The 17,942-nt window shown below is 72.4% G+C and carries 18 protein-coding genes and 1 pseudogene; 6 read left to right on the top strand and 13 right to left on the bottom strand.

The genetic code is table 11. The features are described 5' to 3' along the window. The 3 genes and pseudogenes from N864_RS10645 to metF all read right to left on the bottom strand — a co-directional run. A pseudogene (locus N864_RS10645) lies at positions 1-276 on the bottom strand (hypothetical protein); the annotation flags it as partial. A gap of 19 nt (positions 277-295) precedes the next feature. Beyond that, positions 296-622, bottom strand: coding sequence for a DUF6504 family protein (locus N864_RS10640; protein ID WP_034716321.1), 327 nt, complete (start codon positions 620-622; stop codon positions 296-298). A 361-nt stretch (positions 623-983) separates the two neighbouring features. Continuing rightward, positions 984-1,910, bottom strand: coding sequence for a methylenetetrahydrofolate reductase [NAD(P)H] (gene metF, locus N864_RS10635; protein ID WP_034716319.1), 927 nt, complete (start codon positions 1,908-1,910; stop codon positions 984-986). A gap of 105 nt (positions 1,911-2,015) precedes the next feature. On the opposite strand from metF, the gene N864_RS10630 reads away from it, so the two are divergent. Then, entirely contained in the window at positions 2,016-3,110 is a 1,095-nt protein-coding gene (locus N864_RS10630; RefSeq protein ID WP_034716317.1) for a polyprenyl synthetase family protein, read from the top strand. A 36-nt stretch (positions 3,111-3,146) separates the two neighbouring features. On the opposite strand, the gene N864_RS10625 is transcribed toward N864_RS10630, so the two are convergent. Further along, complete coding sequence (locus N864_RS10625) at positions 3,147-3,530, bottom strand: Rv2175c family DNA-binding protein (RefSeq protein ID WP_034716315.1); 384 nt, start codon at positions 3,528-3,530, stop codon at positions 3,147-3,149. A 180-nt stretch (positions 3,531-3,710) separates the two neighbouring features. Between N864_RS10625 and N864_RS10620 the strand changes: the two genes are divergently transcribed. The 3 genes from N864_RS10620 (at position 3,711) to N864_RS10610 (ending at position 7,620) form a co-directional block, all read left to right on the top strand. Beyond that, positions 3,711-4,718, top strand: coding sequence for a LysM peptidoglycan-binding domain-containing protein (locus tag N864_RS10620; protein WP_051518446.1), 1,008 nt, complete (start codon positions 3,711-3,713; stop codon positions 4,716-4,718). A 70-nt stretch (positions 4,719-4,788) separates the two neighbouring features. Then, complete coding sequence (gene pknB, locus N864_RS10615; RefSeq protein ID WP_034716313.1) at positions 4,789-6,711, top strand: Stk1 family PASTA domain-containing Ser/Thr kinase; 1,923 nt, start codon at positions 4,789-4,791, stop codon at positions 6,709-6,711. 9 nt (positions 6,712-6,720) lie between these two features. After that, positions 6,721-7,620 carry a DMT family transporter gene (locus tag N864_RS10610; RefSeq protein ID WP_034716311.1) on the top strand — a complete coding sequence of 300 codons (900 nt, stop codon included), beginning with the start codon at positions 6,721-6,723 and terminating at the stop codon, positions 7,618-7,620. 67 nt (positions 7,621-7,687) lie between these two features. Here N864_RS10610 and N864_RS10605 read toward each other — a convergent pair whose 3' ends face one another. The 5 genes from N864_RS10605 to N864_RS10585 all read right to left on the bottom strand — a co-directional run bounded on the left by N864_RS10605 (position 7,688) and on the right by N864_RS10585 (position 13,061). Next, entirely contained in the window at positions 7,688-8,770 is a 1,083-nt protein-coding gene (locus N864_RS10605; protein ID WP_155892898.1) for a threonine aldolase family protein, read from the bottom strand. Between the two features lie 2 nt (positions 8,771-8,772). Continuing rightward, the gene (locus N864_RS10600; RefSeq protein WP_034716331.1) at positions 8,773-10,134 is read right to left on the bottom strand and encodes a class II 3-deoxy-7-phosphoheptulonate synthase; all 1,362 of its coding nucleotides are present in this window, start codon (positions 10,132-10,134) and stop codon (positions 8,773-8,775) included. A 125-nt stretch (positions 10,135-10,259) separates the two neighbouring features. Then, positions 10,260-11,039, bottom strand: coding sequence for a response regulator (locus N864_RS10595; RefSeq protein WP_081793690.1), 780 nt, complete (start codon positions 11,037-11,039; stop codon positions 10,260-10,262). After that, positions 11,036-12,196, bottom strand: a complete 1,161-nt coding sequence (gene macS, locus N864_RS10590; protein ID WP_051518445.1) for a MacS family sensor histidine kinase — start codon at positions 12,194-12,196, stop codon at positions 11,036-11,038. Before macS ends, N864_RS10595 begins: the two co-directional genes overlap by 4 nt. Before the next feature lie 4 nt (positions 12,197-12,200). Next, positions 12,201-13,061 (bottom strand): lysophospholipid acyltransferase family protein, encoded by an 861-nt coding sequence (locus N864_RS10585; RefSeq protein ID WP_081793688.1) that lies wholly within the window; start codon positions 13,059-13,061, stop codon positions 12,201-12,203. Positions 13,062-13,141: 80 nt separating this feature from the next. On the opposite strand from N864_RS10585, the gene N864_RS10580 reads away from it, so the two are divergent. Then, the gene (locus N864_RS10580; protein WP_034716309.1) at positions 13,142-13,648 is read left to right on the top strand and encodes a hypothetical protein; all 507 of its coding nucleotides are present in this window, start codon (positions 13,142-13,144) and stop codon (positions 13,646-13,648) included. A 72-nt stretch (positions 13,649-13,720) separates the two neighbouring features. On the opposite strand, the gene N864_RS10575 is transcribed toward N864_RS10580, so the two are convergent. From N864_RS10575 to N864_RS10560, 4 genes are read right to left on the bottom strand one after another with little or no spacing between them, the layout of a single operon-like run. Beyond that, entirely contained in the window at positions 13,721-14,455 is a 735-nt protein-coding gene (locus N864_RS10575) for an endonuclease/exonuclease/phosphatase family protein (protein WP_034716307.1), read from the bottom strand. A 15-nt stretch (positions 14,456-14,470) separates the two neighbouring features. After that, positions 14,471-15,436: an ROK family glucokinase gene (locus tag N864_RS10570; protein ID WP_034716305.1), complete on the bottom strand. Its 966-nt coding sequence runs from the start codon at positions 15,434-15,436 to the stop codon at positions 14,471-14,473. Continuing rightward, positions 15,436-16,002 (bottom strand): hypothetical protein, encoded by a 567-nt coding sequence (locus N864_RS24670; protein WP_034716303.1) that lies wholly within the window; start codon positions 16,000-16,002, stop codon positions 15,436-15,438. The genes N864_RS10570 and N864_RS24670 overlap by 1 nt, the downstream gene beginning before the upstream one ends. Next, complete coding sequence (locus N864_RS10560; protein WP_034716301.1) at positions 15,999-16,451, bottom strand: SRPBCC family protein; 453 nt, start codon at positions 16,449-16,451, stop codon at positions 15,999-16,001. Before N864_RS10560 ends, N864_RS24670 begins: the two co-directional genes overlap by 4 nt. 72 nt (positions 16,452-16,523) lie before the next feature. On the opposite strand from N864_RS10560, the gene N864_RS10555 reads away from it, so the two are divergent. Continuing rightward, on the top strand, positions 16,524-17,942 hold a 1,419-nt coding region (locus tag N864_RS10555; protein WP_034716299.1), incomplete at its 3' end, for an AMP-dependent synthetase/ligase.

Genomic DNA, 17,942 nt, shown 5'->3' with positions numbered 1-17,942 from the left:
CGGCGCGGGGACCCGGGCGGCGACGAGCGCGGCCCCGGCGCGCAGGGCGCCGAGGTAGGCGTCGCGGTGCCGCTCGGTGGTGTCGACGGCCCGGCACGCGGACTCGAGGGTCTCCCGGGAACGCTCCAGCAGGTCGGTCGCCGCGAGCGGGACGCCAGCCGGGGCAGGGACACCAGCCGGGACAGGGACAGGGGCGGCAGGGACAGTGGCGGCAGGGACAGTGGCGGCAGGGACAGCGGCGGCAGGGACAGTGGCACGGACGGGCATCTGGCGCATCGTGGTCAGCTCCTCTTCCTCAGTCGGCAACTCGTACGAGCGACCACCGGTCGCCACCCGGGCAGGCGTCGTGCGCGAGGTCGTAGATCCCCGGGCTGAAGGACCAGCCCCGGCTCGCCTCGACCCGCCAGATCTCGTGCTCCTGCGCCGCGGCGTCGAGGGCGGCCCCCGGCTCGGAGCGGGTGTCATGGTCGAGGGCGTCGCGCCACCAGGCCCGCCGCTCCCGCCACTGGCCGAGCACGTCACGCACGACGTAGAGCCTCCCGCGCCAGATGAAGGCCTCGGGACGGCCATGCGGGCCCTCGCCGGGCCGGACCTCGACCGGATCACTGAACTTGCGCACCACGACACGTCTCCCTGGGACACGTCGAAGCGGGAGTCACGACCCGAGGCAGCCCCACGGACCACCGACACCCAACCGACGACTACGAGCTGGACCTGGATGATCGAACGGCTCGACCAACGCTCCCACTGGTCGAACATTTATTCGAACATCGCCAGCGTAACCCCCGCCACCGACATCGTGTCAAGACGGTCCGACGCACCTCGGGCACGAGCCGTCCGGCCCGGTATGAGTACCCGCACTCAGGCGACCGACCCGCACGCCCGGACAGGATCGACAGCATGGGTCCGGCGCGCGGCCGGAGGACTGCAGGGGGCACCTCCGACCGCGCACCGGACCTGGTCGCACCTCCGGGACGGACCGGTCAGAGTGTGGCGTGCACCCCCAGGTTCGCGTGAACCTCGAGCGCCGCGGACGAGCGGTTCATCGTGATGAAGTGGATCCCCGGCGCACCCTCGTCGAGCAGCCGGCGCGCCGACTCCGTCGCGATCTCGATCCCCTCGGCCCGGACCCCGGCGGCGTCCTCACCGTGCCGGTCGAGCCGCTCGGTCACCGCGCTCGGCATGGGCTGGCCCGCGAGCTGCGCCATCCGGATCACCTGGCGGGCATTCGTGATCGGCATGATCGACGGCACGACCGGCAGCCGTGACCCACGCCGCGCGAGCTCGTCCCTCAGCCGCAGGTAGTTGTCGACGTCGAAGACCATCTGGGTGATCGCGAACTGCGCCCCCGCCCGTTCCTTGCGGATCAGGGTCGCTGCGTCCTCGGCCAGGTCGCCGGACTCGGGATGCCCGTCGGGGAACGCCGCGACTCCCACCGTGAAGCTGCCCAGCCCGCGGACGAGGGTGACGAGCTCGTCGGCGTGGTCGAGCCCCTCCGCGTGCGCCGTCCACGGCGTGCCGAGCCCGCCGGCCGGGTCACCCCGCAGGGCGAGGATGTTGCGGATCCCGACCGCGGCGTAGTGCCCGACGACGGACCGCAGCTCGGTCACCGACGAGCCGACACACGTCAGGTGCGCCATCGCGGTCAGGGACGTCTCCTGCGCGATCCGCCCGGTGACGCGGACGGTCCGGTCGCGCGTGCTGCCGCCTGCGCCATACGTCACCGACACGAAGCTCGGCGCGAGCTTCTCGAGGTGGCGGATCGCCTGCCACAGCTGGCTCTCAGCCGCGTCGTCCTTGGGTGGGAAGAACTCGAAGCTGATCGTGGGTCGCTCGCTGCGGATCATCGCCGGGATCGACCTCGTGAAGCGCTCCGCCCGTGCCATGGAGGACGCCGTGCCGTGTGCCATGAGGCAACCGTACGTGTGGCCCGTCCGGGGCGCGGACCCGTTCCATCATCCGGGGAGCCCCCAGTTAGGCTGGCGGCGTCCCGCGAGCACAGCGACGGAGGAAGCGTGGCCCAACCGACCGACCTGCGCGAGCTGCATCGACGGGTGCAGGGCGCCGTCGACGCCCAGATCGCCGCGGCGTCGCATGACCTCGCCGAGATCGGTCCCGAGCTCGCTCCGCTCATCGACGCCGTCGCGGCCCTGCTCACCGGCGGCAAGGGGCTGCGCGCCAGCTTCCTCTACTGGGGGCACCGGGCGGCCGGCACCCCCGACTCCCCCGAGCTGGTCCGCCTCGCCGCGAGCATGGAGTTCTTCCAAGGGGCGGCGCTCCTGCACGACGACGTCATGGACCAGAGCGACACCCGTCGCGGCATGCCGTCCGCGCACCGTGCGATCGCGACCCTCCACGAGCAACGGGGCTGGGCCGGCGACCCCGGCCGGTTCGGCGAGGGCGCGGCGATCCTGGCCGGCAACCTCTGCCTCACCTGGTGCGACCAGCTCTACGCGACCTGTGGCCTCCCGGCCGGCGACCTCGCGCGCGGCCGCGACCTCTTCGACCGGATGCGCACCCAGCTCATGGGCGGCCAGTTCCTCGACCTGCTCGAGTCGGCCCGCGGCTGGGACGGCCTCGACCTCGACGAGCGGCTCGCGTCGGCCCGCAACGTCATCCGCTACAAGAGCGCCAAGTACACCATCGAGCAGCCCCTGCTCATCGGGGCCCTGGTCGGCGGCGTGGGCGACGAGGCGGTGCCGCACCTGTCGTCCTTCGGCCTGGCGCTCGGCGAGGCCTTCCAGCTGCGCGATGACCTCCTCGGCGTCTTCGGCGACCCCGAGGCGACGGGCAAGCCCGCCGGCGACGACCTCCGGGAGGGCAAGCGCACCGCCCTGATCGCCTACGCCCTCGACGCGGCCGAGCCGGCCGACCAGCACACCCTCGAGGCACAGCTGGGCCAGGACGACCTCGACCAGGCCGGGGTGAACGAGCTGCGCGACATCATCAAGCGGTCCCGCGCCGTCGACCGGGTCGAGGGCCTCATCGACGCGTGCGTCGACGAGGCCCGCACGTCCCTCGCGGCCGCCACAGCGGCCGGTGGCCTGGACCGGGACGCGGTCGAGGTGCTCGACGAGCTCGTGCTCATCTCGACCGAGCGCCGGTCCTGACCTCGCCGGAGGTCCCTGCCTGCCGGAGGTCCCTGCCTACAGGGCCTCGGCCTGGGCGCGGCGACGGATCTCCCGCTTGTGCCCGGCCCACAGCGCGTCGATGGGGGCCCCGTCGACCGGCAGGGTCGCGTCAGGGGTGAACAGCCAGCGGATGATCTCGGCGTCGTCCATGCCGCCGTCCGCGAGGACCGTCACCGTCCCCTTGAGGTCGGAGCGCGGCCCCGACTCGTCGAAGAACCGCGCCGGCACAGCCACCACGGAGCGCTCCCCGACCCGCGCCGCGAGGACCTCCCGATCCGCGATCCACTGTCGGATCCGGCTGAGCGGGACCCCGACGCGCTCGGCGGCGTCGGGGACCGTGAGCCAGTCCCCGACGAGGTCCTGCAGGTCCTGGTCCACGCGGTTGGATGCGTCCGTCACGGCGCCAGTCTGCCACCCCACTCACCTGCACCCCCACGCGGCGCCGGTGAATGACACCGGTGTCGTTCCCATGCAGGGCACGCGTGCGTTAGTCTCACCAGCGCAACCACGCATCATCTGTCACAAACGCCACTCAGGCAACGCGCCACGCCGGTGAGTGGTGCCTTGGGAGGACCACACATGCCACTCGCCGCCGACGCCGCACTTGTCCAGCCACCCCACGCGGTCGTCACGGCTGCCGCGTCCCGCTGGCACACCGTCATCGTCCGGCCGGGCGACACGATCTGGCAGCTCGCGATCGACCACCACACGACGGTCGGCGAGCTCGTGGCGAAGAACCGACTGCCGAGGGGCGGCGAGATCATCCACGTCGGCCAGAAGTTGCTCGTCCCCGGCACCGGCTCCAGCGCGTCGACCACTCCGGCGAAGGCATCGGCGAAGGCCAAGACAAAGGCAAAGCCCGCTGCCAAGGCGACCACGGCGCCGGTCAAGCGCACGGCACCGGCCGGCCCGAGCTACACCGTCCGGCCGGGCGACACGCTCTCCGGCATCGCGGCGCGCCACCGCGTCTCGGTCGGCGCCCTCGTCGCGGCCAACCGCATCGCGAACGCCGGCCTGATCTACCCGGGGCAGCGGATCGCCATCCCGGGTGCCGCCGCCGCGCCGGCACCGGCCAAGCCGGTCAAGCCGGCTGCTCCGGCCCGGACCAGCGAGAACACCTTCGCCGGCTACACCTACTCGGATGCCATCGTCGGGGCCGCCAAGGCGAACCGGGACGCCCTCGCCCAGCGCCGGCTGCCCACGCGGACCGAGACGGCCGACCTGATCCGCCGGACGGCCACCCGCTACGGCGTCGACCCCAAGCTCGCCCTCGCGATCGCGTGGCAGGAGTCGGGCTGGAACCAGCGCGTCGTCTCGGTCGCCAACGCCGTGGGCACCATGCAGCTGATCCCCTCGTCCGGCCAGTGGGCCTCCGAGCTCGCCGGGCGCAAGCTCGACCTGCTCGACACCGAGGACAACGTCACGGCGGGGGTCGTCATCATCAAGGCGCTGCTGCGAGCCGCTGACGACCGCGACCAGGCGATCGCCGGCTACTACCAGGGCCTCTACTCGGTGCAGACCAAGGGCCTCTACGAGGATACCAAGGGCTACGTCGCCGCGGTCCAGGCCCACTACAAGCGGATGTGAGCCGGTCGGCCCCCGGCCCGACCGGCCGAGCCTGCCCGGGATCACCGCCGCCGTTACGTAAACTCTCTGCGTGACGTCCAGCGTGGCGGACGCGCTCGTCGGTCGGGTCATCGACGGTCGCTACCGCATCCTCACCCACCTCGCAGATGGAGGCATGGCCTCCGTCTACGTGGCGATGGATGCACGCCTCGAGCGCCGCGTCGCCGTGAAGATCATGCGGCCGGGCCTCGCCACCGACAGTCTCTTCGTCGACCGGTTCCGCCGCGAGGCCCGGTCTGCGGCCCGCCTCAGCCACCCCAACGTCGTCGCCGTCTTCGACCAGGGCGAGGAGGACTCGGGCGAGGTCTTCCTCGTCATGGAGCTCGTCACCGGCAAGACGCTGCGTGAGGTCATCCACGAGGAGGCGCCCCTCACGGCCCGCGAGTCGCTCGCGATCCTCGAGCCGATCCTCGAGGCCCTCCGGGCCGCGCACGAGGCGGACATCATCCACCGGGACGTCAAGCCCGAGAACGTCCTCATCCGCTCCGACGGCGAGGTCAAGGTCGCCGACTTCGGGCTGGCCCGCGCCGCGAGCACCCAGACCACGACGAGCCAGACCGGTGTCGTCCTCGGGACCGCGTCCTACCTCTCCCCCGAGCAGGTCGAGCTCGGCGTGTCCGACGCCCGCAGCGATGTCTATGCCGCGGGCCTGCTCCTGTTCGAGATGCTGACGGGACGCAAGGCGGTGACCGGTGAGACGGCGATCCAGATCGCCTACCGTCACGTACACGGCACCATCGAGGCGCCCTCACAAGTGGTGCCGGCAGTGCCCGCTCCGCTCGACGACCTCGTCGCACGAGCGACCGCGACGGAGCCGGACGACCGCTTCCCCGACGTGCCCGCCTTCCTCGCCGCCCTCCGGAGCGTCCGCGGCCGGCTCAGCGCGGCCGAGCTCGACCGGCGTGGGGTGGCAGCCCCGACGGGTGACGGCGAGCCGGCCGTCGCCCACACCCAGCGGCTGGACGGCACGCGCCCGACCCGGGTCGCCGAGGCGCCCGTCGCCCACGCCGCGGCGCCGGTCCTGTCGCACACGAGCGCCCTGCCGATCTCCGCATCTCCGGCCCGGCGCCGGCGTCGCCGGTGGCCCCTGGTCGCCCTGCTCGTCGTGCTCCTGCTGGCCGGCACGTCGACCGGCTGGTGGTTCACGGCCGGACCGGGCGGGAGCACGGTCGTGCCGCAGCTCGTGCACGACACGGTGGACCAGGCGAGGAGCACCCTCGCCGCGCACAGCCTGCGGGTCGACACGAGCGGGGCCTTCTCCGAGACCGTGCCGAAGGGGTTGGTCATCGAACTCACCCCGCGGGCCGGCACCGAGGTGCGCAAGCAGAGCGTCGTCGCCCTCGTCGTGTCGAAGGGCCCGGAGCGCTACACCGTGCCCGACCTGACCAAGGTCAAGGTCGCTGACGTCGCCGGCAAGCTAGGCGCGGTGACCCTCAAGCAGGGCACGACCACCGAGGCCTGGAGCGAGACGGTGCCCAAGGGCGTCGTCATCAGCCAGGACCCGGCCAAGGGCACGTCCGTCAAGCGGGGCACCCCCGTGGCCGTCGTCGTCTCGAAGGGCCGCGAGCCGATCCCCGTCCCCAACGTCGTCGACAAGCCCTTCGCCGACGCGCAGGCCGCCATCACGGCGACCGGGCTGGTCGTCCAGCGCGCCGACGACGCCAACAGCGACACCGTCGTGAAGGGCAACATCATCTCCCAGTCCCCGGCCGACGGCACGCTCCACCGGGGTGACCCGGTCACGGTCACCGTCTCGAAGGGCCCGGTCATGGTGCAGGTGCCGACCGTGCTCGGCAAGCCGGTGACGGAGGCCGAGAAGGCCCTCACCGACCTGGGGTTCAAGGTGCGGATCGAGCGACCCCTCGGCCAGTTCTTCGAGCTCGTCCGCAACCAGAGCGTGCAGGGCGGCCAGAGCGCCCCGAAGGGCTCGACGATCGTGCTGACGGTGGTCTGAGAACCGCTCGTGAAGGCCCCGACCCGACGCAACGTCGCCACGCTCCTGCTCATCGCCCTCACCGCCGTGTGGGGGTCGACGTTCTTCCTCATCCGCGACCTCGTCGTGCACGTCCCACCGGTCGACTTCCTCGCGGTCCGGTTCACGCTCGCCGCCGTCATCATGCTCGGTGTCTTCTGGCGCCCGGTGCGGTCGCTCACCCGTCGGCAGGTGCTCGCCGGCGTCGGCCTCGGCGTGCTCTACGGCCTGGCCCAGATCCTGCAGACCCAGGGCCTGGCCTCGACGTCGGCTTCCGTGTCCGGCTTCATCACCGGCACCTATGTCGTGCTGACGCCGGTCTTCACCGCCGTGATCCTGCGCGAACGAGTCGCCAGCACCACGTGGGCGGCCGTCGGGCTCGCGACCGCTGGGCTCGCCCTGCTGTCCCTCAACGGCTTCTCCATCGGCGTCGGCGAGGCGATCACCCTGCTCGCCGCGGCGTTCTACGCGCTGCACATCGTCGGGCTCGGCCGGTGGAGCGGGCACGAGATCGCGACCGGCCTGTCCGTCGTCCAGATGGTCGTCATCGCCGTCATCTGCCTCGCCGGCGCACTGCCCGGTGGCATCACCATGCCGTCCGGCACGGGTCAGTGGGCCTCGGTGCTCTACATGGTGGTCTTCGCGAGCATCGGTGCGCTGTGGATCCAGACCTGGGCCCAGGCGCACATGCCGGCCACCCGGGCCGCGATCATCATGACGATGGAGCCGGTGTTCGCCGCGTTCTTCGCCGTGGCGCTCGGCGGCGAGGCACTGACCGTGCGCATGCTGGTCGGTGGCGCGCTCGTCGTCACGGCCATGTATGCCGTTGAGCTCCTCGCGCGTCGCCGCCCGGGTGAGCTGCCGGCCGAGACGCTGCACCACGAGGTCTAGCCGACCGCCCCCTCCCCTTGCCCGCGAACGGACCCCGAACGGACCGCTCGATGGTGAACTGGGCGGTCTACCGACCCGTTCGACCCTGAACGGTCCGTTCGCGGGTGCGCAACAGCATGAGGTCACGGACCACGGAGATGGCGTGGTCGGTCGCGGCGTCGTCGACGTCGAGGTGCCAGACGAACCGGACCTTGGCCGCCCCGACGGCATAGAGCCGGACACCCGCGTCGAGGGCGGCCGCGACGAAGTCCGCCGCGGACCAGCCCGCCGCCGAGACGTCGGCGATGAGGATGTTGGTCTGCACCGAGTCCGGGTCGAGGCTGCCAGGTGCCGCCTCGGCGATCGCCTCGGCCGCCCGGTGGGCCCGCTCGTGGTCGTCGCGGAGCCGCTCGATGTTGTGGTCGAGCGCGTAGAGGCCGGCGGCCGCGAGGATGCCCGCCTGCCGCATGCCGCCACCGAACCGCTTGCGCCAGACCCGCGCCTCGGCGATCGCCTCGGATGAGCCGACGAGAACGCTGCCGACCGGGGCGCCGAGGCCCTTGCTGAGGCAGACCGAGACGGTGTCGAACGCCCGCCCGTAGTCCTCGAGCGGGACGCCGGTCGCGACGTGGGCGTTCCAGAGCCGGGCGCCGTCGAGGTGCATCGCGACGCCGGCCGCCCGGGTGGCCTCGCGGGCGGCGCGGATCTCCTCCAGGGACTGGACCGTCCCACCACCGAAGTTGTGGGTGTTCTCGACGACGACGACACCGGTGCAGACCTGGTAGGGCCCGACCCCCGTGATCATCAGGGACGTCGCGTCCTCGGCCCGGAAGCGTCCGGCCTCGGCCACCCACGTTCGCGACGTGATGCCGGACAGCGCCGCCGCAGCACCCAGCTCGGCCCGCACCACGTGCGCGAGGGAGTCCGCGATGAGCTCGACGCCCGGGCCGGCGTGCAGGCGCACCCCGAGCTGGTTCGCCATCGACCCGGAGGGGGTGAACAGGCCGGCCTCGTGGCCGAGCAGCCCGGCGACGCGCTCCTCGAGGGTCCGCAGGGTCGGGTCCTCGCCGAAGACGTCGTCGCCGACCTCCGCGCGGGCCATCGCCTGGCGCATGGCCGGCGTCGGCTTCGTGACGGTGTCGCTCAGCAGGTCCGCGACGACGTGCGCCACGGTCAGGCCTGCCCGAGCATCTCGGCGACGAGGAACGCGAGCTCGAGCGACTGCTGGTGGTTCAGCCGCGGGTCGCAGAGGGACTCGTAGCGCTTCTCCAGGTCGGTGTCGATGATCTGCGAGGCGCCGCCGAGGCACTCGGTGACATCGTTGCCGGTCAGCTCGACGTGGATGCCGCCCGGGACGGTGCCGAGCGACTGGTGCACCTCGAAGAAGCCGCGGACCTCGTCGACGATGGCGTCGAAACTGCGGGTCTTGTAGCCGGTCGTCGACTCGAACGTGTTGCCGTGCATGGGGTCGCAGATCCACGTCGCCTTCGCGCCGGAGGCCCGGACCTTGTCGAGCAGGCCGGGCAGCGCCTCGCGGATCGTGCCGGCGCCCATCCGGGTGATGAAGGTGAGCCGCCCGGGCGTCCGCTCCGGGTCGACCTTGTCGATCATCCGCAGCACCTCGTCGATGTCGGCCTTGGGGCCGAGCTTCACGCCGACCGGGTTGCTGATCCGGGAGACGAAGTCGATGTGGGCGCCGTCGAGCTGCCGGGTCCGCTCGCCGATCCAGACGAAGTGGCTGGAGGTGTCGTAGAGCTTGCCGGTGCGGGAGTCGATGCGGGTGAGGGGTCGCTCGTAGTCGAGGACGAGCGCCTCGTGCGCGGAGAAGAACTCGACGGTGCGCATCGCCTCGAAGTCGGCGCCGCAGGCCGCCATGAAGCGCATCGCCTTATCGATGGCCCGGGCCAGCTGCTCGTACTTCGCGTTGGCGGTCGAGCGGACGAAGCCGCGGTTCCACTCGTGGACGTAGCGCAGGTCGGCGAAACCGCCCGTCGTGAAGGCGCGCACGAGGTTCAGCGTCGCGGACGACGCGTGGTAGGCCTGCACCAGCCGCTGGGGGTCCGGGGTGCGGGCCGCCTCGTGGAAGGCGAAGTCGTTGACCATGTCGCCGCGGTAGGCCGGCAGTGTCACGCCCTCACGGGTCTCGATCGACGAGGAGCGCGGCTTGGCGTACTGCCCGGCCATCCGCCCGACCTTGACGACCGGCTTGCTCGCCCCGTAGGTCAGCACCGCCGCCATCTGGAGGATCGTCTTGATCCGGTCGCGGATGTTGTCGGCGGTCGCGTTGGCGAACGTCTCGGCGCAGTCGCCGCCCTGCAGGACGAAGGCGTGGCCCTCGGCGGCCGCCGCCAGGCGCTCGGTGAGGATGTCGCACTCACCGGCGAAGACGAGCGGCGGATACGACCGGAGCGTCTCGATCACGTCGGCGAGGGCGGCGGTGTCGGGCCAGCTGGGCTGCTGCGCCGCCTCGAGCTCGGACGCCGCCGCGGTGAGCGCGGCGAGCGCGTCGTCCCCCGTGGGGAGCGACGTGGCGATCGGGTCTGACGTGCTCGTGGTCACGCTCACAGGGTAGACGCCGGGTGCCCGGGCATCCCGCTGGGTCCGGATGGCGAACCCCGGCGGGCCGGAGTGGGATCCGTCACCCCGGTCCGGTATGCCGCTCAGCGCGGTTCCGCGGCGCCCCGCGGCTCGTGGGTGGCCGGGTCGATGCCGCGCTCGAGGGCGAAGCGGACCAGCTCGACCCGGTTGTGCATCTGCAGCTTGCCGAGGATGTTCTGGACGTGGTTCTGCACCGTGCGGTGGGACAGGAAGAGGGCGGCTGCGATCTCCTTGTAGCCCATCCCGGTCGCGACATAGGTGAGGATCTCGGTCTCGCGGTCCGTCAGCTCGGGGATCGGGCGCTCCGTGGCCTCCTGCTGGCTGGTGGCCTTGACCCGCCGGAACTCCCCCAGCACGAGCCCGGCCAGGCCCGGCGTGAAGACCGGCTCGCCGGCCGACGTGGCGCGGACGGCGTCGAGGAACTCCTCGCGCCGCGCGGACTTGACGAGGTAGCCGAGCGCGCCCGCCTTCACGGCCTCGAGGACGTCGGCGTGCTCGCCGCTCGCGGACAGGATGAGCACCCGGGTGGGCACCTCCGCGGCCGTGAGCGCCGCGCAGACCTCCGGGCCGCGCAGGCCGGGCAGCTCGAGGTCGAGCACGAGCACGTCAGGCCGCGTCGCCCGGGTGCGAGCCACGGCGGAGCGGCCGTCCTCGGCCGTCGCGACGACCTCGAAGCCGGCGTCCGTGAGGTCGCGGGCCACGGCGTCGCGCCACATCGGGTGGTCGTCGGCGACGACGACGGTGACCGGCTGGGGCGGGCGGCCGGAGGCGTCCTCGCGCAGCGCGGGGTCGGCGTGCCTGTGCTCGTCCGCACGTGGTCGGCGGTCGTCATCGGGGGTCATCGGTGCTCCTTCGCGTGCCGCGGCAGGGTGAGCCGCACGGTCGTGCCCCCGCTGGGGCCGGACTGGACCGACGCGGCGCCGCCCAGGTCGGCGAGCCGGCCGACGATGCTCGTCGAGACCCCGAGCCGGCCCTCGGCCGCGGCGCGCTCGAGCCGGCCCGCCGGCAGTCCGTGCCCGGAGTCGCGAATCGTCACGTTGACGTTCGACCCGTCGTCGTCGAGCAGCACCCAGGCCCGCGCGTCCGGGCCGGCGTGCCGCCGCACGTTGTCGAGTGCCGCCTCGATGGCCGCGACGAGCTCGACGGCCGCACTGCGCTCGACGAGGACCGGCTGCCCCGGCGCGACGACCTGCACGCGGGCGTCCTCGACGTGGCCGAGCAGGGAGCGCAGGTCGGTCGGGCCGTCGTCGGCGGGGCGGTCGACGGCGGCGAGGTCGGTGGCACTCACGAGCGCGCGCAGGATCCGTTCCTGCTCGGCGGCCATGACCCCGAGCCGGGTTGCCTCGCCGCCGAGCTCGGAGGCGCGGCGGTGGATGAAGGCGAGCGTCTGCAGGACCCCGTCGTGGACGGTCCGGGCGAGCCGGTCGCGCTCGGCACGGGCGGCGTCGAGGCGCATCGACCGGGCCAGGGCGGCGTGGCTCGCGCGGGCGAGGTCGACGCAGTAGCCGATGCAGCCGCCGACGAGGAACACGAGGATCGAGTTCGTCACCGTGTTGCCGGTCGGCTCCTGCACCTCGATGAAGGAGCACAACCCGACCAACGAGGCCGCGACGAGCCCGCCGCGCCACCCGAGCAGCACGGCGAAACCGACGACGGCGGCCGACGGCCAGATCGACGGGACTGTCTTGGCGCCACCCGTGATGACCCACTCGTGGTCGACGAGCCGCGTCGCGAGGATCGCCGCGCACCCGATGGCCAGCTCAGCGGCATACATGGGAATGGTGCGGGCGGGGCGGACCGTCTGGACGACCGTCCACGCGGCGAGCACCGCGAGGATCACGATGGCCCCGGTCAGCTGGGCGACCTCGTCGTGCCGGTGCCACACCGACCACGCGGCATAGACGAGGGCCAGGCACCGGAAGACGTCGATGCCGCGCCACAGGCCACGGACGAGGGCGTGCTCGTCGAGCGTGACGGCGAGCTGCGGCGAGGCGTCCACGTCGTCAGGACGCGGCCTGCGCGTCGCTGCTGGGCGGCTCCGCCTCCGAGTCCACGTCGTCCGGCAGGGTCGGCTGCCGGCGCACCACCGGCTTGCCCTCGGCGGCGTCGAGTGCCTCCTCGAGCTCGGGGGCGGCGCTGCCCGGCTTCGCGGCCTCCTGCAGCTCACGCGCCTTGGCCCGGGCCGCGGCGAGGATCCGGTTCTTCATGGAGGTGGCGTACATGTCGACGTACTCCTGACCGGACAGAAGCATCAGCTCGTACATGATCTCGTCGGTGATGGAGCGCAGGACGAAGCGGTCCTCCTCCATCCCCTCGTAGCGCGAGAAGTCGAGCGGGCGGCCGATGCGCACCCCGATCCGCATGATGTGGGGCAGCTTCTTGCCGGTCGGCTGGGCCTTGTCGGTGCCGATCATCGCGACGGGGATGACGGGGACCTTGCCCTCGAGGGCCATCCGGGCGACGCCGGTGCGGCCCCGGTAGAGGCGGCCGTCGGGCGACCGGGTGCCCTCCGGATAGATGCCGAGCAGCTCGCCGCGGCGTAGCACCCGCAGCCCGGACGAGAGGGCCGCGGTGCTCGCCTTGCCGCCGGACCGGTCGACCGGCACCTGGCCGATCGCCCTGAAGAACGCGGCGGTCAGCCGCCCCTTGACCCCGCGGCCGGTGAAGTAGTCGCTCTTGGCGAGGAACGTGACCCGGCGCGGGACGACGATCGGCAGGAAGACCGAGTCGGAGAAGGACAGGTGGTTGCTCGCGAAGATGGCGGGACCCTCGTCGGGGATGTGCTCCTCGCCCTCGACCCACGGCCGGAAGAGCAGCTTGAGCACCGGCCCCAGCACGATGGTCTTGAGGAACCAGTAGAACACCCGCGCACCTCCCGTCGTCGACCGCCAGAACTCTACGGCACTCGCCTGCCGAGGGGGCGGCGTGCGAGGATTCCAGCATCATGAACGACCACGAGCTCGACGCGGAGTTCGAGCGGATCGTCGCCGGCTGGGACGAGACCGCCGACGAGCCGAGGCGTGCGCTCGACCAGCCGCAGCGGCCGACCGAGCCCGCCATCGACTCCCCCGACGAGCCGCCCTCCGCAGCGAGCGCCCTGCCCAAGCCCGGCACCTCGCTCAACGTGCCGATCGCTCCCATCACACCGCACGTGTGGCGTGGGAGCCCGGCCCCCGACGAGGACGTGGCCGACTCCGCGGACGACGAGGACGACCACTTCGTGCCCCCGGCGGTGCACCTGCCGTCGGCCGAGGACGACCCGATGTACTGGGCGACCGTCTGCTGCCTCGCCGGCGGTCCCCTCCTGCTGCTCTACCTGCTCATCTTCGACCGCGGGGGCAGTGCCTGGTGGATCGTGACGGCCGTGGCCATGACGGTCGTCGGCTTCGTCATGCTGGTCCTGCGCGGGGGCACCGACCGCGACCCCTTCGACGACGGCACGCGCGTCTAGACATCCAGCCGCCCGGCTGGTGGGCCGCCTCGGGCCCGGTGTAGTCGGTGTGCTGGTGGGTGGCCGCACTCGTCAGTCGGCTGCCGGCAGGGCGAGGTCGACCCAGCAGGGCCGGTGGTCCGACGCCGCCACGAGGTCCTCGTGGAGCGGGTGCACGGCCGTGTCGCCGACCGTGTTGCTGGAGGCGTCGCCGGACCTGATGCCGCAGGCGTCGCCGGGTGTGGTGACGACCTCGGGGCTGGCGAAGATGACGTCGAGCTCGGCAGTCGGACGGCCGGCCGGATAGGTGGGGTGGTCGCCGGAGACCTTCCGGTATGCCGCGGCGAGCCGCGCCCACGCCCGTCCGGTCGGTCCCTCGTTGAGGTCCCCCGCGATGACGGCCGGCGCCGGAATGGCTGCCAGCACCTCGGCGAGGTGCCGCTCGCGTTCCTCGGCCCCCAGCCCCAGGTGCACGCTCACGACCCACAGCGGTTGGGAGCCGGGTAGCGAGACGAGCTGAGCGGCATACCCCCTCGTCCTGTCGGGGAAGCGGACGGCCAACCGCGCGGCGCGGATGCGGTGGGTGTGCACCCGCAGCGACGTGAGGATCGCGGTGCCCCCGGTGCCGCGCCGGCCGCCGGCCCAGTAGAGCCCGCAGGCGCGGGCGAAGGCGGGCAGTGAGAACTCCGTGGTGAGGCGCCGCGGCACCTCCTGGAGGCAGAGGACGTCGGGCTGGATGGCGCGTACCACGCGAGCCGCGGCCGCGCGGTCGTCGAGCAGGTCACGCACGTTGTAGCTCGCGACGCGCAACCGGAGGGCGCCGGTCATGCGGACATCATCGGGTCAGCCACCCGTCCTGGCGAGGTCCGCGGCGCCGATGAGCCCGGCCTCGGCGCCCAGCTGGGCGAGCACGATCTGGGCCTCCGGCCGGTAGCCGCGGCCGGGCAGCTGCCGTCGGAAGGCGTCCCGAGCCGGGGCGAGCAGGAGCTCACCGGCCGCGCTGACGCCACCGCCGACGACGAAGCGACCCGGGTCGAGGGCGGACGCGAGGTTGGCGAGCCCGACCCCGAGCCACTCGCCGACGTCGGCGAGCAGCTCACGCGCCGTGGGGTCACCGGCCTGGGCGGCCTCGGTGATGAACGGTCCGGTCAGCGCGCCGTCGTCGGCGCCGAGCCGCGCGCGGAGGTCGCTGATGACGGGTGAGTCGGCGGCGATGAGGTCACGCGCCTCGCGGACGAGGGCGTTGCCGCTGGCGTACTGCTCCCAGCAGCCGCGGTTGCCGCACTCGCAGCGCAGCCCGGCCGGGACGACCTGCATGTGGCCGAACTCGCCGGCGATGCCGTGACGGCCCCGGTTGATCCGGCCGTCGACGAGGAGGGCCCCACCGATACCGGTGCCGAGGGTGATCATGACGACGTGCGACTCCCCGAGCGCGGCGCCGAACCGCGCCTCGGCCCAGAGGGCGGCGTTGGCGTCGTTGTCGATCGTGACCGGTGCTGCGACCCTGGCCTGCAGGCGTTCCCGGAGCGGCTCGTTGCGCCAGGACAGGTGCGGGGCGAACACGACGGTCCCCCGGTCGGCGCCGACGAAGCCGGCCGCTCCGACGCCGACCGCGACGACGCGGTGGCCCTCGACGCCCGCGAGCAGCTCGTCGACACACTCGACGATCGTGTCCTCGACGACCTGCGGGGACGTCGAACGGTGGGGCGTGCTGCGGCGGGCGCGCGTCAGGATGTGGCCGGTCGCGTCGACCACTCCGCCGGCGACCTTGGTGCCGCCGATGTCGATGCCGATGGCGAGCTCTGCCATCAGGCACCACCCTGGTCGTCCGGACGTTCCCGCCGTGGCTGCCCGGACATCCCAGGCTGCTCGGACCGCCCGGGCTGCGCGGCCTGGTCCGGGTCGTGCCGCCGCGCCTGTTCGCGACGGGTGCGCTGCACCACCGCGAGGTCCCGTAAACCCGTGGCGGCGAGCTCGGCCACCTCGGCGAGACGCTCGATCGTCTCGGGCCTGACCCGCTGCACGAAGGCGATGAGCTGGCAGACCGGACACACCGCGCACGCGGCCGGTCGCTGACCACCGCACGTGCAGGCATGGGACTCGGCCCGGTCCGAGTCCGTGTCCTCGGAGTCGGCTGGGTCCGAGTCGGTCGGGGTGGAGCGGGTCGGGCCAGCGTCGGTCGCGTCGGGGTTGGTCGCGTCGGGGTTGGTCGCAGCGGGGCTGGTCGCGTCGCGGCCGGTGGCCGCGCCGGAGGAGACGTGACCACCGGCGCCGAAGGCGGCCAGCGCCTCCACGAGGAGCGCCGCCTCCTCGGCGACCGTGCCCACGGGGGGCCGCTCGGGCTGGTCCTGCTCGCGCCCGTCTCCGCTCGTCACGAGGTCTGGGCCTCGACCCGCCTCTTCAGCTCTTTGAGGGCGGTGTCGATGATGACCTTCTCCGCCTTGCGCTTGAGCAGACCGAGCATGGGGATCTTGACGTCGACCGCGAGCCGGTAGGTCACCGTGGTCCCGTTGTCCGTGCGCGTCAGCGTGTAGGACCCGTCGAGTGCCTTGAGGACCGTGGCGGTGACCATCGTCCAGGAGATCATCCCGGTGCCGTCCTCGACGACGTCCCACTCGTAGTCAAGGACATAGGTGTCCTTGATCGCCCCGGCGTCGAGGGTGAACTCGACCTGGTCGGCCCAGCCGTCCCCCTCCTCCGAGAGGATGGCGACCCGCTTGACGTCGCCGGCCCACTCCGGGTAGGCCTCGAAGTCCGCGATGACGTCCAACACCTCGGCGGGGGGCGCGTCGATGGTGATGGTGCTCTCGGTCCGGTCAGCCATGCGCCGAAGACTAGCGCCTTGCCCCGACGCGCCGGGTATCGTGCAAGCACCATCCCCCGGCAAGGAGCAGCAGTGAAGGAAGTCGTCGTCGAAGCGCTCGTCCCGGTGACGACGGAGGGCAGCCTGGCGGACCTGCCGCGGCGCAACGCGCAGCTCGAGCCGCACGGCATCGCGTTCTCCCGAAGGACCTCGTCCGGCACGTGGTCGCATCTGACCTGGTCGGAGTTCGCGGCCGACGTCGACGCCGTGGCGAAGGGGCTCATCGCCCGGGGGGTCAAGGCGGGCGACCGCGTCGGGCTGATGTCCCGCACCCGCTACGAGTGGACCCTCGTCGACTTCGCCGCGTGGCGTGCCGGTGCCGTCGTCGTGCCGATCTACGAGACCTCGTCGGCAGAGCAGGTCCGGTGGATCCTCGGCGACTCGGGCGCCCAGCTGCTCGTCCTCGAGAACGACCGCCACCGCAGCGTCGTCGAGCAGGTCCAGCAGTCGCTGCCGGCTCTCGGTGGGGTGCTGCAGATCGAGGCCGGCGGCCTGGACCAGCTGCGCGAGCAGGGACGCAGTGTCACCGACGCGGAGCTGGACGGTCGGGCGAGCGGCCTGCACCGGGCCAGCGTTGCGACGATCATCTACACGTCCGGCACGACGGGCCGGCCCAAGGGTTGCGAGCTGACCCACGACAACTTCCTCGCGCTGGCTGAGAACGCCATCGAGAAGCTCGGTGACGTCGTCCTCGCTGACCGGGCCTCGACCCTGCTCTTCCTCCCCCTGGCCCATGTCTTCGCCCGGTTCATCGAGGTCCTGTGCGTCGCCGCCCGGGCCCGGATGGGCCACTCATCGGACATCACGTCGCTGCTCGACGACTTCTCGACGTTCCGACCGACCTTCATCCTCGCCGTCCCCCGCGTCTTCGAGAAGATCTACAACTCGGCCGAGGCGAAGGCGGCGTCCGAGGGCAAGGGCAAGATCTTCCTGCGCGCGGCCACGGTTGCGACGGCCTACAGCGAGTCCCTTGACCATGGCCGCCCCGGCTGGGCGCTGCGGGTGCAGCACGCCGTCTTCGACCGGCTCCTCTACAGCAAGCTGCGCACGGCCATGGGCGGACAGGTTCGGTATGCCGTCTCCGGTGGCGGACCGCTCGGCACTCGGCTGGGCCACTTCTTCCGCGGCATCGGGGTGACGATCCTCGAGGGGTACGGGCTCACCGAGACGACCGCCCCGATCACGGTCAACACGCCCGACAAGATCAAGATCGGCACCGTCGGCCCTCCGCTGCCCGGGTCGGCCATTCGGATCGACGGCGACGGGGAAGTGCTCGCCAGGGGCAACGGTGTCTTTTCCCGGTACCACGACAACGATCAGGCGACCCGGGAGGCGATCGTCGACGGCTGGTTCCGCACGGGTGACCTCGGCGAGCTCGACGAGGACGGCTACCTGCGGATCACCGGCCGCAAGAAGGAGATCATCGTGACGGCGGGCGGCAAGAACGTCGCC

This window comes from Intrasporangium chromatireducens Q5-1 (genome assembly GCF_000576575.1).
Lineage (GTDB): Bacteria > Actinomycetota > Actinomycetes > Actinomycetales > Dermatophilaceae > Intrasporangium_A > Intrasporangium_A chromatireducens.
Note: the sequence above shows the minus strand (reverse complement) of the source record. Positions and strands in the feature narration are given on the sequence as shown.